Source organism: Polymorphobacter fuscus, from assembly GCF_011927825.1.
Taxonomy (GTDB): Bacteria; Pseudomonadota; Alphaproteobacteria; order Sphingomonadales; family Sphingomonadaceae; genus Sandarakinorhabdus; species Sandarakinorhabdus fusca.
Map to the genome: position 1 here is coordinate 1,246,385 of NZ_JAATJI010000001.1, position 15,055 is coordinate 1,261,439.

Annotated in this window: 14 protein-coding genes, 2 tRNA genes and 1 pseudogene; 12 read left to right on the top strand and 5 right to left on the bottom strand. The window is 68.0% G+C overall.

The features are described 5' to 3' along the window. The first annotated feature begins 13 nt into the window (after positions 1–13). Complete coding sequence (locus GGQ62_RS05970) at positions 14–637, top strand: TetR/AcrR family transcriptional regulator (RefSeq protein WP_152578766.1); 624 nt, start codon at positions 14–16, stop codon at positions 635–637. Positions 638–645: 8 nt separating this feature from the next. Here the strand turns inward: GGQ62_RS05970 and GGQ62_RS05975 are convergent, their stop codons facing one another. The 4 genes from GGQ62_RS05975 to GGQ62_RS16685 all read right to left on the bottom strand — a co-directional run bounded on the left by GGQ62_RS05975 (position 646) and on the right by GGQ62_RS16685 (position 4,854). After that, a complete protein-coding gene (locus GGQ62_RS05975) occupies positions 646–1,071 on the bottom strand; it encodes a DoxX family protein (RefSeq protein WP_152578767.1) in 426 nt (141 codons plus the stop codon). Positions 1,072–1,198: 127 nt separating this feature from the next. After that, complete coding sequence (gene guaA, locus GGQ62_RS05980) at positions 1,199–2,755, bottom strand: glutamine-hydrolyzing GMP synthase (RefSeq protein WP_152578768.1); 1,557 nt, start codon at positions 2,753–2,755, stop codon at positions 1,199–1,201. Between the two features lie 48 nt (positions 2,756–2,803). Then, entirely contained in the window at positions 2,804–3,250 is a 447-nt protein-coding gene (locus GGQ62_RS05985) for an acyl-CoA thioesterase (protein WP_152578769.1), read from the bottom strand. Next, positions 3,247–4,854 carry an O-antigen ligase family protein gene (locus tag GGQ62_RS16685; protein WP_152578770.1) on the bottom strand — a complete coding sequence of 536 codons (1,608 nt, stop codon included), beginning with the start codon at positions 4,852–4,854 and terminating at the stop codon, positions 3,247–3,249. Before GGQ62_RS16685 ends, GGQ62_RS05985 begins: the two co-directional genes overlap by 4 nt. Positions 4,855–5,084: 230 nt before the next feature. On the opposite strand from GGQ62_RS16685, the gene GGQ62_RS05995 reads away from it, so the two are divergent. After that, complete coding sequence (locus tag GGQ62_RS05995; RefSeq protein ID WP_152578771.1) at positions 5,085–5,900, top strand: GDP-mannose 4,6-dehydratase; 816 nt, start codon at positions 5,085–5,087, stop codon at positions 5,898–5,900. 54 nt (positions 5,901–5,954) lie between these two features. Further along, a pseudogene (wecB, locus tag GGQ62_RS06000) lies at positions 5,955–7,058 on the top strand (non-hydrolyzing UDP-N-acetylglucosamine 2-epimerase); the annotation flags it as partial. 27 nt (positions 7,059–7,085) lie between these two features. Here wecB and aroA read toward each other — a convergent pair. Then, positions 7,086–8,426, bottom strand: coding sequence for a 3-phosphoshikimate 1-carboxyvinyltransferase (gene aroA, locus GGQ62_RS06005; protein ID WP_152578772.1), 1,341 nt, complete (start codon positions 8,424–8,426; stop codon positions 7,086–7,088). A gap of 89 nt (positions 8,427–8,515) precedes the next feature. On the opposite strand from aroA, the gene GGQ62_RS06010 reads away from it, so the two are divergent. The 9 genes from GGQ62_RS06010 to GGQ62_RS06050 all read left to right on the top strand — a co-directional run bounded on the left by GGQ62_RS06010 (position 8,516) and on the right by GGQ62_RS06050 (position 15,039). Next, the gene (locus tag GGQ62_RS06010; RefSeq protein ID WP_152578773.1) at positions 8,516–8,836 is read left to right on the top strand and encodes an FYDLN acid domain-containing protein; all 321 of its coding nucleotides are present in this window, start codon (positions 8,516–8,518) and stop codon (positions 8,834–8,836) included. Between the two features lie 78 nt (positions 8,837–8,914). After that, a tRNA-Ala gene (locus GGQ62_RS06015) sits at positions 8,915–8,990 on the top strand. 197 nt (positions 8,991–9,187) lie between these two features. After that, positions 9,188–9,850, top strand: a complete 663-nt coding sequence (gene cmk, locus GGQ62_RS06020; protein WP_152578774.1) for a (d)CMP kinase — start codon at positions 9,188–9,190, stop codon at positions 9,848–9,850. 166 nt (positions 9,851–10,016) lie between these two features. After that, positions 10,017–11,750 carry a 30S ribosomal protein S1 gene (gene rpsA, locus GGQ62_RS06025; protein ID WP_152578775.1) on the top strand — a complete coding sequence of 578 codons (1,734 nt, stop codon included), beginning with the start codon at positions 10,017–10,019 and terminating at the stop codon, positions 11,748–11,750. A 233-nt stretch (positions 11,751–11,983) separates the two neighbouring features. Continuing rightward, on the top strand, positions 11,984–12,265 hold the full coding sequence (locus GGQ62_RS06030; protein ID WP_152578776.1) for an integration host factor subunit beta: 282 nt from the start codon (positions 11,984–11,986) through the stop codon (positions 12,263–12,265). 127 nt (positions 12,266–12,392) lie between these two features. Beyond that, positions 12,393–12,478: transfer RNA gene (locus GGQ62_RS06035), tRNA-Leu, on the top strand. A 184-nt stretch (positions 12,479–12,662) separates the two neighbouring features. After that, entirely contained in the window at positions 12,663–13,310 is a 648-nt protein-coding gene (locus GGQ62_RS06040; RefSeq protein ID WP_167649499.1) for a Tim44/TimA family putative adaptor protein, read from the top strand. Between the two features lie 14 nt (positions 13,311–13,324). Continuing rightward, positions 13,325–14,485 carry a murein transglycosylase A gene (mltA, locus tag GGQ62_RS06045; RefSeq protein ID WP_152578778.1) on the top strand — a complete coding sequence of 387 codons (1,161 nt, stop codon included), beginning with the start codon at positions 13,325–13,327 and terminating at the stop codon, positions 14,483–14,485. Beyond that, a complete protein-coding gene (locus GGQ62_RS06050) occupies positions 14,485–15,039 on the top strand; it encodes a Smr/MutS family protein (RefSeq protein ID WP_152578779.1) in 555 nt (184 codons plus the stop codon). The genes mltA and GGQ62_RS06050 overlap by 1 nt, the downstream gene beginning before the upstream one ends. The last annotated feature ends 16 nt before the right edge of the window (positions 15,040–15,055 follow it).

A 15,055-nucleotide genomic window follows, 5' to 3' on the forward strand; every position in this document is an offset into this window, starting at 1 on the left:
CGGAATGGTCACTATGGAATCAAACCAGGCGTCCCGCCGCAAGACCGGCCGCCCGCTGTCGTTCGATCGCGATCGGGCGCTGGAACAGGCCATGCTCGCTTTCTGGCGCCATGGCTATGAAACGACGTCGATCGCCGATCTGACCCGCGCCATGGGGATCACGGCGCCCAGCCTCTATACGGCGTTCGGCGACAAGAAGCGGCTGTTCCTCGCCGCGGTGGCGCGATACGCCGGCGATCCCGCCGACATGGCCGCGCGCATTGCCGGCGCCGCCACCGCACGCGCCGCAGCGCAGGATCTGCTGGCCGCCGCTGCGACGGGTTTTACCGGTGCGACGACTCCCGGCGGCTGCCTGCTTGCCAGCGCCGCTGCCAGCGGTTCCGACGCCGCCGCCGATGTCCAGCGCGCCATCGCCGATATCCGCGCCGCCATCGCCGGGCATTTGCAGGACGCGATCACCCGCGACATCGGCGCCGGGGTGCTGCCGCCCGGTACGGATGCAGCGGCGCTCGCCGGGCTCGTCATCGCCGTCATCCAGGGCCTGTCGGTCCTGGCCCGCGATGGTGTGCCGCGGGATCGCCTCAACGCCATCGGCCAGGCAGCGCTCGCTGCCTGGCCGATGGTCGATCGGACGTAACCTGGGGCTCAGCCGCGGTTGTCGACGCTGAACCGCCCGGCGCCGAAGGCCACGACCTGCAGCAGGCCGCCGGCGATGGCGAGGTTCTTGAAGAAGTGGATGAACTGGTTCTGGTCGTCGAGCGCCGCGTGGAAGAAGATCGCCGCCGCGACGGTGAACACGGCGAGAACCGCCGCGACCAGCCGGGTACGATAGCCGATCGCCAGCAGCGCGCCGCCGACCAGCTCGAGGAGGATCGCCAGCACCAGCGCGACCTGCGGCAGCGGCAGCCCGGCAGACGCGATATAGCCGATGGTCCCTTCGGGGGCCGTCAGCTTGCTGATGCCGCTGAGGATGAAGATGGCGGCGATGCCGACCCGGCCGATGGCGGGCAGATAGGCCTGAAGGCCGCGCTCGCCGACCGCCAGGCCGGGGTTCTGTGTTGCAGTTGTCATGGCGTGTCTCCTGAAGCCAAAAGGAGCGTTCTTGCTGACGCCGATGTAGCGCGCCGCCACCCCCCGGTTCAGTGGGATAATCCTGCCGTGACCGTTCGAGTTTATCGAAAAGTCGGCGTGGCTCGCGTCATTCCCACTCGATCGTGCCCGGCGGCTTCGAAGTATAGTCGTAGACGACCCGGTTGATGCCCTGGACTTCGTTGACGATGCGCGTCGCGCAGCGGCTGAGGAAGGCGCTGTCGAACGGATAGACGTCCGCCGTCATGCCATCGACGCTGGTCACGGCGCGCAGCCCGCAGACCTTGTCATAGGTGCGGCCGTCGCCCATCACGCCTACGGTGCGGACCGGCAGCAGAACCGCGAACGCCTGCCATATATCGTCGTACAGCCCGGCCTTGCGAATTTCCTCGAGGTAGATGGCGTCGGCCTTGCGCAGCGTGTCGCACGCCTCCTTCGTCACTTCGCCGGGAATGCGGATGGCCAGCCCCGGCCCCGGAAACGGGTGCCGCCCGACGAACGCCGGCGGCAGGCCGAGTTCCACCCCAAGGCGGCGCACCTCGTCCTTGAACAGCTCGCGCAGCGGTTCGACCAGCGCCATGTTCATCCGCGCCGGCAGGCCGCCGACATTGTGGTGGCTCTTGATCGTCACGCTTGGCCCGCCGGTGAACGACACGCTTTCGATGACATCGGGATAGAGCGTGCCCTGCGCCAGGAAGCGCGCGCCGCCGATCTTCTTCGCTTCCGCCTCGAACACGTCGATGAAGGCGCCGCCGATGAACTTGCGCTTCTTTTCAGGGTCGGTGATGCCGGCCAGGCCCGCCATGAACACGTCCGACGCATCCACATGCACCAGCGGGATGTGGTAATGTTCGCGGAAAAGGCTGACGACCTGTTCGGCCTCCCCCTGCCGCAACAGGCCATGGTCGACGAACACGCAGGTCAGCTGGTCACCGATGGCTTCATGGATGAGCAGCGCCGCCACCGACGAATCGACCCCGCCCGACAGGCCGCACAGCACCTTTTCCTTGCCGACCTGTTCGCGGATTTCGGCGATCTTGGCGGCGCGGAAGCCCGCCATGCTCCAGGTCGGCGCCATGCCCGCGACCTTGAGGACGAAGTTGGCGAGCAGCGCCGCGCCGTCGGGCGTATGCACCACCTCCGGATGAAACTGCACGCCGTAACGGCGGCGATCGTCGTCGGCGATGGCGGCAAAGGGGGCGCCGTCCGACACCGCCACCGGCCGGAACCCGGGCGGGATCGCTTCGATGCGGTCGCCATGGCTCATCCACACATGCGGCCGGTCGCCCTTGGCCCAGACGCCGTCGAACAGCGCGCAATCGTCGACAACCTGGATGTCGGCCCGACCGAATTCGCGATGGCCGGAGGCGCCGACCTTGCCGCCGGTCTGCTCGCACAGCACCTGTTCGCCATAGCAGATGCCCAGGATCGGCACATCGGCGGCCAGCACCGCGTCCGGCACCCGCGGCGAGCCGTCGTCGGACACCGATGCCGGGCTGCCCGACAGGATCACCGCGCGCGGCTGCAGCCGCTCGAACGCCTCGCCGCCCTTGGCGAACGGCACGATTTCAGAATAGACCCCGGCCTCGCGGATGCGGCGCGCGATGAGCTGCGTCACCTGGCTGCCGAAATCGAGGATCAGGACGGATTCGCTGGGCTGGGTCATCGGCGGCGATTAATGCGCCCGGCCGATGCTGTCCAGAGAGCCGGAGCGTCAGCCCCCGGCATCCGAAGGCAGGGCCGCCAGCCCCGCCAACGCCGCCCGCCAGTCCGGCGGCAGCGGTGCCGGGCGGCGGCTGGCGCGATCGACATAGACGTGGATGAAAAAGCCTTCGGCCGCCGGCGCCGCATGGCCGGCGGTGAACAGCCCGACTTCCCAGCGCACGCTCGACGTCCCCATTCGCGCGATGCGGACACCGGCCTCGACGTCTTCCGGAAAGGCGATCGATCGGTGGTATCGACAGCCGGTTTCGACAACGAGGCCGATGGTGGCGCCGGCCCGGATGTCGAGCAGGCCGCGTTCGACCAGCAGCGCATTCACCGCCGTGTCGAACCAGCTGTAATAGACGACATTGTTGACATGGCCGTAGGCGTCATTGTCGGCCCATCGGGTCGGAATGGTGCGAAAGGCGCGGTAACCGTCCCGCGCGCCGCCGCTCATCCGCGGTAGGTGAGCGCCGGCGCCATGTGCGGTGGCGGCAGCGCCCGCGACCCGGCGGGCGCATCGACGACACCGGCCGCGGCCTTGGCATGCGAACGTTGCCAGATCAGCCCCATGGCACAGCCGCTCATGATGAAAGCCAGGGGCACGCTGCCTTCCGACGTCAGCACCATCTTGACGATGGTGAAGTTGATGAGCCCCAACGCCAGCGGTGCCAGCAGTTCCTGCTCGGGCGTTCGCGCATTGCTGTAATTGACGAAGCACAACCACGCCGGGATGAAGAAGCACATCAGGAACAGCGGCAGCGCCAGGATGCCGCTGTCGAGCATCATCGACAGGTAATGGCTGTCCACGGTGATTTCGCCGGCAAGATTGTAATAACCGAGCGCCTCGCCACTGCGCGACACGCCATAGCCGAACGGGTGCGAGAAGATCTTCGGCCAGCCCATCGCCCATTGCACCTTGCGCGCATCCGAGCTTGCCTGATGCTGCCCGCCGCCGAGCACCATGACGTGCAGGCGCGGCCAGAAATTGACCAGCACCGCCAGCACCGCGACGGCGGCCGGATAGGCAAGCACCATGCCGGTGCCGAAGATCGACTGCTTGTTGAGCGTGCGCTGCCGCATCGAGACGAACAGCAGGTACAGGATCGATGCCGCCAGCAGCCCGACCATCGCCGACCGCGCATTGGTCAGGTACATGACGACAATCATCCCGATCGTGCCGAGCAGCAGCGCGACGAACGGCCAGAACCGGCGTTCCTTGGCTGTGAAGTGCAGGAAGAACGGGAACACCATGGCGAGGAATTCGCTGTAGTAGAGGCTCGTCGCAAAGGTGCCGCGGACGCGATAGATGTCGGTGCCGGCACGCGCCTGGGACTTCATCACCCGCGCCAGATATTCGGGGTCGACCTTCAGGAACGCCGGCAGATGGTCGAGCCAGAACACCCGCTCGATGCGATATTCATAGACCCCGGCGACCATGACGATGGCGGTCGCGACGACGATGACCTTGGCCAGCTTCATCACGAAACCCGGACGGGTCGCAAGGAACGCCGCCAGCGGGAACATCATCGTCCAGAAGATCTGGTTGTTGGCGTAGCGATTGATCGATTCGCCCGGCTTGTTCGAAAACACCAGCGAAAAGGTGGTGCACGCCCAGAACAGCCAGAATACCCAGTTCAGCAACTTGGGCTCGGCGATCGTTTCTTTCATCCGGCCGCGAAATTCCTTCGACGTCGAAAAATTGATGACGACGATCGCCAGCATCGAGAACACCGCAATCCGCACCGGCGTGATCCACGGCAGGCCCGGGAAGTCGAAGGCGACGTAATTGGGCCAGACGATGCCAAGGCCGACGTACCAGATCATCAGGGACGACATCGAATCCTGCCGGATCCCGCCCAGGTCGGGCAGCATCCAGAGGATGATCGCGATCAGGATCAGCAACGGTACCAGCGGATAGGTGATCAACTGCATCGGCAACACCGCCGACATCAACCCATAGATCACCGCCACCAGCAAGAGCAGCGCGAACAACAGGATCCGGCTGATCGGGCCAGGCTCCTTGCGCTGTTCGTAGGGTTTGAGGATCGTCGATGCCACTGGTTCGCCTGTCGCTACGCCTGCCCGCTCGTCTGCTGCCCGCCCGTGCCGCCTGCCCGCTCGTGCCGCCTGCCCGCTCTTGCCACCCGTCCGCAAGGGCAATCGGCGCCCATGGCACCGGACATCTTGCGCTGCGATGCACCAATACGGCCGAAGTGGCCAGCCTTCAACGCCTTTTCGTTGGCCATCCGGCGCTTGACGCTGGCGCGCGGGTTTCCGACATGGCGGCCATGGACACGCCTGCCACCACCCCCGCCTGCCTCATCATCGGCACCGACGATCACGTCGGCGCCTATCTCGCCCGCCTGCTCGATGCGCGCGGCCTCGCCCTCGCCGCGCTTGCAAGCGACGGCCGCCTGCTCGCGCGCCTCGGCATTGCCGATGCGGTGGCCAGTGTTGCCGATGGTGACCTTGCCGCTGCCGTTGCCGATGCCCGGCTGGTCTTTGCCATCGGCGACGGCAGCGCCGAACGTGCCGACACGCTGGCGCGGGCGCTCTACGCCGCAGCGGCAGCGCCCGCACCGCCGCGGCTGATCCATGTCGCCGACGTCGCCGACCTTGCGGCACCTGCGGTTCGCGACAGCGTCCGCCGGGTCGCCGCTGCTCGCGCCGGCGGGGTCGAAACCGCCAACGTCCTGCTCGAATCGCACGATTCGCGCTTCGGTCGCCGCGACACGTTGACGGCACGGATCATCGCTGCCGCCGGCAGTGCGGAGCCGACGATGACGACGATCATCGAGACCGGCCCGCGCGACTGGGGCTGGACCCCCGAATATGTCGACGCCGTCCAGCGGCTCGCCACCCGCGAACGGCTGGTCGACATGGTCGTCGCCAGTGGCCACACGCTGACCGCCGCCGAAATCGCCGACGCCGCCTTCGGCTATTTTCGTCGCCGCGCCGCCGACCATATCCGCATCGAGGGCACCGGCAGCGCCGTCGCCGCCATCGACCCCGCCGCGCTGAAGGCCGCCACCGGCTGGTCGGCCAGCACCTGGGGCCGCGACCTCGTCCGCGCCCTGTGCGAAGGCGCCGCCGATCGCGGCTGAGCCCCGCCAGGAATGCGACTTGCAGCGATTCCAGACCTGGCCTAGCCTTTCGAAATGGTTGTGGGGGCACAGCAACAAAATGCGTATCTCTTCGTGGCGGGAACGCGCCCCGAAGCGGTAAAACTTGCGCCGGTTATCCTTGCCCTGCACGCCCGGGGCCTTGCCACACGACTTGTCGCCACGGGCCAGCATCGCCAGCTGTTCATCGAAGCACTGGCGGGATTCGACCTCGCGCCGGATCTTGACCTCGATATCATGCGTCCGCGCCAGTCGCCGGCCGACGTCGTCGGCGCGCTGGTGCCGCTGCTGAGCGCCGAATGCGCCCGCGCCCGGCCGGCGGCGGTGATCGTCCAGGGCGACACCGCCAGCGCCTTTGCCGGTGCCGTCGCTGCCGCCTATGCCGGCTGCCCGATCGCCCATGTGGAGGCCGGGCTGCGGTCGGGCCAGCGCGACCCCTTTCCCGAAGAAATGCACCGCCGCGCCATCGCCCAGCTCGCCGACCTGCACTTCGCACCGACGCCGGCGGCAGCGCAGGCCCTGGCGCGGGAGGGCATTGCCGCCGCCGCCATCCATGTCACCGGCAACACCGGCATCGACGCCCTGCACGAAACCCGGCGCCGGCTGGCCGGCGATGCCGACGCCCGCGACCGCCTCGCGATGCGCTTTGCCGCCATCGACCGGCGGCGGCCGTTGGTCGTCGCCACCGTCCACCGCCGCGAAAACCATGGCCGGCCGCTCGCCGCCATCCTCGATGCCATCACCGCCCTTGCCGAAATCGCCGAGGTGGTGTTGCCCGTCCACCCGAGCCCCGACGTCGCCGGGCCGGTGCAGGCGCGGCTGGCGGGGGTTACCGGGGTCCATCTGCTGCCGCCGCTCGACTATCCGGCGTTCGTCTGGCTGCTCGGCCAGGCGACGCTGGCGCTGACCGATTCGGGCGGCGTCCAGGAGGAGGCACCGGCACTCGGCGTGCCGGTGCTGGTGCTGCGCCAGGCGACCGAGCGTCCGGAAGGCGTCGCCAGCGGCAATGCCCGGCTGGTCGGCACCGATACCGCCGCCATCGTCACGGCCGTGCGGGCGCTGCTCGCCGATGCCGGCGCGCTCGGGCGGATGGCGGAACCGGCGTTGCCCTATGGCGCCGGCGACGCCGCGGTGCGCATCGCCGGCCTGCTGGCGGCGCGCTTCGGCTCAGCGGGCACCCAGCCCCTGCAGCATGGCGACGAAGCCGGGAAAGCTGGTGGCGATCGGCCGGGCATCGTCGATGGTGACCGGCTGGCGGGCATGGAGGCCGAGCACGGCGAAGCTCATGGCGATGCGATGATCGAGTTCGGTAGCGATGGTCGCCCCGCCGCCCACGGCCTCGCCGCCTGATCCGCTGACGATCAACCCGTCGGGCAGTTCCTCCACCGTCACGTCGCACGCCGCCAGCCCGCGCGCCATCACGGCGATCCGGTCCGATTCCTTGACGCGCAGCTCATCAAGGCCCCGCATCACGGTGCGGCCGTTGGCAAAGGCGGCCGCGACAAACAACACCGGAAATTCATCGACCATCGACGGCACCACGTCCGGCGGCACCTCGATGCTGGTCAACGGGCTGTGGCGCACCACCAGGTCGGCCACCGGCTCACCGCCGACGCTGCGTTCGTTCACCACCGCAATGTCGGCGCCCATCGCCTGCAGCACGCCGATCAGCCCGGCGCGGGTCGGGTTGATCCCGACATTGGTGATCGTCACCGCCGATCCGGGCACGACCAGCGCCGCCACCATCGGAAACGCCGCCGACGACGGGTCGCCCGGCACGGTGATCGCCTGGGGCCGCAGTTCGGCCTCGCCCGTGAGGGTGATCGCCCGGCCCTGCGCCGTGCCTTCGATACGCAGCACGGCGCCGAAGCCCGCCAGCATCCGCTCGCTGTGATCGCGCGTCGCCACCGGCTCGATGACGGTGGTTTCGCCCGGCGTGTTGAGCCCGGCCAGCAGCACCGCCGACTTGACCTGCGCCGAGGCGACGGGAAGCGTGTAAGTCAGCGGCACCGCCGGACACAGGCCGGTCATCGTCAGCGGCAGCCGCCCGCCCGGGCTGGCCGCAAAGCGCGCGCCCATCAGCGCCAGCGGGTCGATCACCCGCCCCATCGGCCGGCGCGACAGCGAGGCATCGCCGATGAACGTCGCCGTGATCGGGTGGCTGGCGACCAGCCCCATCAGCAGCCGGGTCGATGTCCCCGAATTGCCCATGTCGAGCGCCACCTGCGGTTGCAGCAGCCCGCCGACGCCGACGCCATGGACGTGCCAGCGCGAATCGCGGCGCGTGATATCGGCCCCCATCGCCCGCATGGCGGCGGCGGTGGCCAGCACGTCCTCGCCTTCCAGCAGGCCGTCGATGACGGTTTCCCCCACCGCAAGCGCCCCCAGCATCAGCGACCGGTGGCTGATCGACTTGTCGCCCGGAACGCCGGTGGTGCCGGTCAACGGCCCCTCGGCGACAAGCGATAGCGGCAGGGGCGCGGAGGAGGGCTGGGCGGGTCCGGTCATGGCCCGGCGCTTTGACAGGCGACGCTTCCTGTGGCAATGCGCGCCGCTTCCCGGAGGTGCATGCGAAACCCCGGTTCACGGAGAATATTGTGGTCAAGGCTGAATGGGGCACCAAGCGTGCCTGCCCGAAATGCAACACGCGCTTCTATGACCTGACGAAGGACGAACCCGTCACCTGCATCGCCTGCGGCTATGCCTGGGCACCCGAACCGATGCTCAAGTCGAAGCAGACGACGCCGTTCGAGCAGGCCAAGCCGCTCGCCACCACCGATGCCGATGCCAGCGACGTCGCCGTCGACGAGGATCTGGATCTCGATGCCGCAGAAGATGCCGAAGCACCGGACGTCGACCTGGGCGATGACGACGACCTCGGCACCGTCGTGACCAATGGCGAAGACGAGGAAAGTTGAAAAATCGGCTTGCGCGCCGGTCGGCTTTGTCCTAACCGGCGCGTCCCGCATCCGCCCCACCGGATGCAGCAGAGTTCTGGGGCCTTAGCTCAGCTGGGAGAGCGCTACGATGGCATTGTAGAGGTCAACGGTTCGATCCCGTTAGGCTCCACCAAGACAAGAAGGGCGCTTCCGGCAACGGAGGCGCCCTTTCTCGTTCCGGCGCGCGATGGTGGGGGCATATTAGAGGTTAACGGTTCGATCCCGTTAGGCGCCACAGCGACAGCCCGCCGACGCCGGCCTCCGCCCCGCCGGGACAAATGCCACCGGGCCCGATTGCACCCCCCGCCCTTCTCCGCCTATGAGCGCCGCGTGACCCACCCCGCCTCGCTCATCATCGCCGTCGATGGCCCCGCTGCCTCCGGCAAGGGCACCATCGCCCGGGCGCTGGCCCATCGCTATGGCCTGCCGCATCTCGATACCGGCAAGCTCTACCGTGCCACCGGCCTGTCGGTCCGGCTGTCCGGCGGCGCTCCCGAAGATGCGGACTTCGCCGCCGCCGCGGCGCGCGGGCTCGACCCGGCGCTGCTCGATGATCCCGACCTGATGAGCAGCGAGAACGCCCAGGCCGCCTCTATCGTCTCGGCGCACCCGGGCGTGCGGGCCGCCCTGCTCGCGGTCCAGCGTGCCTTTGCGGCGCAGCCGGGCGGCGCCGTCCTCGATGGCCGCGATATCGGCACCGTCATCGCGCCCCATGCGCCGGCCAAGCTGTTCGTCACCGCCACGCCGCTGTGCCGCGCCCAGCGCCGCCACGCCGAACTGGCGCGCAGCGGCGACCCCCGCAACCTTGCCACCGTCCTTGCCGACATCGAAGCACGCGACGCGCGCGATTCAGGGCGCAGCACCGCGCCGCTGGTCCGCGCCGGCGACGCTGCCTTGCTCGACACCACGGAATTGGGTATAGATGCTGCCGTCCAGCGCGCGATTGCTCTTGTTGAATCAGCAATCGCGGCGGGCGGCCAGCAACAGGTCTGAAAGCTGCCGGGGTTACGCCCTGCCTTTCGGCACAGCCGGTCACGACCAGTTGAGCGGACGACATGGTGTCGCCGCGCCAGCGCAGAACAGGTGGCAATGGTGCCGCCTGCGGAGTTTCACCGGGATGACCGGTGCCGATTCCAGAGACGAAAGACGAACGAACTATATGGCAACTGCCCCCCAGCCGACGCGCGACGACTTCGCAGCAATGCTCGAAGCCAGCCTCGGCAAGAACCAGAGTTTTGAAGGCCGCGTCGTCAAGGGTGTCGTCACCGGCATCGAGAACGACCTTGCCGTCATCGACGTCGGCCTGAAGTCGGAAGGCCGCATTCCGCTGCGGGAATTCGCCGGCCTCGACGGCCAGCACGGCCTCGTCATTGGCTCCGAAGTCGAAGTGTTTGTCGACCGCGTCGAAAACGCCAATGGCGAAGCGATGCTGAGCCGTGATCGCGCCCGCCGCGAAGCGTCGTGGGATGCGCTCGAAACGCAGTACGCCGCTGGCGAGCGTGTCGAAGGCATCATCTTTGGCCGCGTCAAGGGCGGCTTCACCGTCGACCTCAACGGCGCCGTTGCCTTCCTGCCCGGTTCGCAGGTCGATATCCGCCCGGTGCGCGACGTCACCCCGCTGATGAACCTGCCGCAGCCCTTCCAGATCCTGAAGATGGACCGCAAGCGCGGCAACATCGTCGTCTCGCGCCGTTCGATCCTCGAAGAATCGCGTGCCGAACAGCGTTCGGGCCTTATCTTGTCGCTCGCCGAAGGCCAGATCGTCGACGGCACCGTCAAGAACATCACCGATTATGGTGCGTTCGTCGACCTCGGCGGCATCGACGGCCTGCTGCACGTGACGGACATGAGCTACAAGCGCGTCAACCACCCGTCCGAAGTGCTCAACATCGGCGACGTGCTGCGCGTCCAGATCGTCCGCATCAACCGCGAGACGCAGCGCATCAGCCTCGGCATGAAGCAGCTCGAAGCCGATCCGTGGACGACGGCGGCCGCTAAATACGCTGTCGGCACCAAGCACAAGGGCCGCGTCACCAACATCACCGAGTACGGCGCCTTTGTCGAACTCGAAGCCGGCATCGAAGGCCTGGTGCACGTGTCCGAAATGTCGTGGGTCAAGAAGAACGTCCACCCCGGCAAGATCGTCGCCACCAGCCAGGAAGTCGAAGTGCTGGTGCTCGAAGTCGATGAAGACAAGCGCCGCATCAGCCTTGGCCTCAAGCAGGCCCAGCGCAACCCGTGGGAAGTCTTCGCCGAAGACCATCCCGTCGGCACCAAGGTCGAAGGCGAAGTCAAGAACAGCACCGAATTCGGCCTGTTCATCGGCCTCGACGGCGAAGTCGACGGCATGGTCCACATGTCGGACATCGCCTGGGGCCTTACCGGCGAACAGGCACTGGCCCGTCACCACAAGGGTGAACGCGTCCAGGCCGTTGTGCTCGAAGTCGATGTCGAAAAGGAACGCATCAGCCTCGGCATCAAGCAGCTCGACGAAAGCCAGGGTCCGCGCGTTATCGCCAGCACCGAAGGCGCTGCGGCGAACGACAGCCTCAAGAAGAACGACATCATCACCACCACCGTCGTGGCGGCCCGTGATGGCGGCATCGATGTCCAGGTCGGCGACGATGGCGCCGTGGTCTTCATCAAGCGCGGCGACCTCAGCCGCGATCGCGACGAGCAGAAGGCCGAGCGTTTCCAGCCCGGCCAGAAGGTCGACGCGATGATCATCGGCTTCGAAAAGGGCCGCAAGCCGATGCTCAGCATCAAGGCGATGCAGATCAGCGAAGAAAAGGCCGCGGTTGCGCAATATGGTACGTCCGACTCGGGCGCCACGCTGGGCAACATCCTCGGCGCCGCCTTCAACAAGGCCAAGGAAGACGCCGACAAGTCCTGATCGACCAGATCGGGATCGAAAACGAGCGCCGCTCGATTGCATTGCGCAATCGGGCGGCGTTTCGCTAAAGTATTACGACGTTGGTGGTGCCATTATAGTCACAGCCGGCGATATTCTTGCCAGCTTGTTACCGAATTCGGGCGGGGATCTTGACCGTGGTAACGGCGGGGGCCATCGTTTCATGTCTCGGGGGCTGGGGCGCAAATCGCCGATCGCCAAAACAGGATGAGCCTATGATCAGGTCTGAGCTGGTGACAAAAGTCGCGGAGCGCAATCCGCATCTGACCTTGCGCGACGTCGAAGCGATAGTCGCCGTCATCTTCGACCAGATCACCGCGGCACTCAGCGAAGGCCGCCGCGTCGAATTGCGCGGCTTCGGCGCCTTTTCGATTCGCGACCGTGATGCCCGCACCGGCCGCAACCCGCGCACCGGCACTGCGGTCAAGGTGGACGCCAAGCGCGTGCCCTATTTCAAGCCCGGCAAGGAATTGCGCGAGCGCCTCAACACCGCCTAAAGGGTGTCGGCCCCTGGGGCCGATCGGCGGCCGTGCGGACAGACTCACGGTTCGGCGGGCGCAGGGTTCGACGGGCGCAGGGTTCGACGGGCGCAGGGTTCGACGGGCGCAGGGTTTGACGGGCATTGTGGACGTGGCGAAACTGGTAGACGCAGCGGACTTAAAATCCGCTTCCCCCCGGGAGTGCGGGTTCAAGTCCCGCCGTCCGCACCAGCCCGTCATCGGGACATGATCGTCCCGCTCCTGTTGGTCCTGTCCTGATCGGGCCTTGCAACCGTCGCCATTGTGCATGATGTTAGGCGCATGGCACTGTGGCCGTTGTCGCAGTGTACTATGATGATGGACCGGCCGAGCGCAAAGGGCTATGCCAGCATCTGCAAGGAACAGGACGAAACCAATGTCTGACGGGAGTTCGTGGATCGAGATCGTGTTGCTGGCCATGCTGGCGGCTTTCATCGGTCTGCGCCTGGTCAGCGTGCTCGGCAAACGGACCGGCCATGAACGGGCCGTCGGCGATGCCTTCCGCCCCGGCGCGCCCGAAATCACCGCCCCCAGCCAGCGTCCCGCCGCCAAGCTGCGCGGCGTTGTCGCCGTGCCGACCGGCACGGATGGCACGCTGGCGCCCAAGTTGCAGGCGATCGTCGACGCCGACCCCGAATTCAACCCGGAACGCTTCGTTGCCGGGGCGCGGTCGGCCTATGGCATGATCCTTTCGGCATTCTGGGCGAGCGACTCGCGTGCCCTCGAAGGTCTGGTCTCGGACGAGATTGCCGACAATTTCGGCGCTGCGATCGGGGAACGCGACGGCGCCCGCCTCGCCAACAGCCTCGACTCGATCGAAAGTGCCGCAATCGTCAATGCCGAGATGATCGGGCAAATGGCCGAAGTCACGGTGCGCTTCAACGCGCGTGTCACCATCGCCGGCACGCCGACCAACACGGTCGATGTCTGGACGTTCAGCCGCCACATCGGCAGCCGCGACCCGGCCTGGCTGCTCATCGCCACCGACGACGATACGCCGGGCGACGGCAACCTCGACGCCTGATCCCGGTGCGACGCGTGATCGGACGCGTCCATCTCGGACTCTGTTGCCTGGCGCTCGCCGCCTGCACCACCACCCAGCCCGCCGGAGCGCCGCCATCGGCTGCCCCCGCCAATCCGCCGGCCCCGGCGCCATTGCACGCGCGTGACCTTCCCATCGCCCCCGGCACGACCACCCCACCCGGCACCGACGCTGCGCTCGCCGCGTTTCGCCGCTCCTGCCCGTCGCTGCGCAAGCGCGAGGATCGCAGCGGCCTGACCATTGCCGGCGACTGGACGGCGCCCTGCGCTGCCGCCGCCGCGGCCACCGATGCCGGCGAATTCTTCGCCGCCAATTTCACCCCGGTCACCATCGCTGCCGGCAACGGATTTGCGACCGGCTATTTCGAACCCGAAATCGCCGGCAGCCGCACGGCGGCACCGGGGTTTGCTGCCCCCTTCTACCGCCGCCCGCCCAACCTGGTCGAAGCCGACCTCGGTGCCTTTGCGCCCGACCTCAAGGGGCGAAAGCTGCGCGGCCGCCTCGCCGGCACGGCGCTCGTTCCCTATCCCGCGCGCGCCGAGATCATGGCCGGTGCGCTCGCCGGCAAGGGTCTCGAACTCGCCTTCGCCGCCGACCCCTATGAGGCGTTCTTTCTCGAAATCCAGGGATCGGGCCGCTTGCGCCTTCCCGATGGCAGCATCATGCGCATCGGTTACGACAGCCAGAACGGTCGCGGCTATGTCGCCATCGGCAAGGTGCTGCTCGACCAGGGCGAACTGCCCAAGGGCGGCGTCAGCATGGAATCGATCCTGGCGTGGCTGCGCGCCAACCCGGCCAAGGCGCCGGCCATTCTTGCCGCCAACCCCAGCGTCGTCTTCTTCCGCGAAATCACGGGCGACGGCCCGATCGGCGCCATGGGCGTCGCCGTCACCCCGCGCATTTCGGTGGCGGCGGACCCGGCCTTCATCCCGCTCGGCGCGCCGCTTGCGGTTGCCACCACCCTTCCGGGCAACCGCCCGCTCAACGCGGTGATGATCGCGCAGGACACCGGCGGCGCCATCAAGGGTGCGAACCGCATCGACCTGTTCATGGGTGCGGGGCCGGAGGCTCGCGCCGACGCCAGCGCCCAGGCGGCAGCGGCGCAGGTCACCGTGTTGCTGCCCCGCGCCGCCGCCGCCCGGCTGCTGGCACGCTGATGTCGCGCCGGCTGACGGCCAACGAAATCGCACTGTGGAAACGGGTCGCCGCCACCGTGCGCCCGCTGCCCGGCAGCGCCGTCGCCCGCGCGGCCCCTGCTGCTGCCCCGCAAAGCCCCCTCCCGCCCCCACCAAGGCCCCTGCCCAAGCCCCGTGCCGCCCCCGTGCCGCCCCCGCCACCGCCGGCCAGGCGCCCGCCGCCGCCCGTCACCAGCGCCACGCTCGACGGCAGCTGGGACCAGCGCCTGCGCCGCGGCCAGGTCATCCCCGACCGCGTCATCGATCTGCACGGCTATACCCTCGCCGATGCCCATGGCGTTCTGGCGATGGCGCTCGACGACGCCGTCGCCGATGGCGCGCGGGTATTGCTGGTCATTACCGGCAAGGGCCGCGGCGACCGCCCGTCCCGGATCAAGGCCGAACTTGCCGACTGGCTCGGCGGCGGTGCCTTTCGCAGCCGCATCGCCGCGCTGCGCCCCGCTCATCCGCGCCACGGCGGCGGCGGCGCCCACTATCTTATCTTGCGGCGGACACCGCCGTCGCACCTGGGGTAGAACCGGCGCTGGGGAG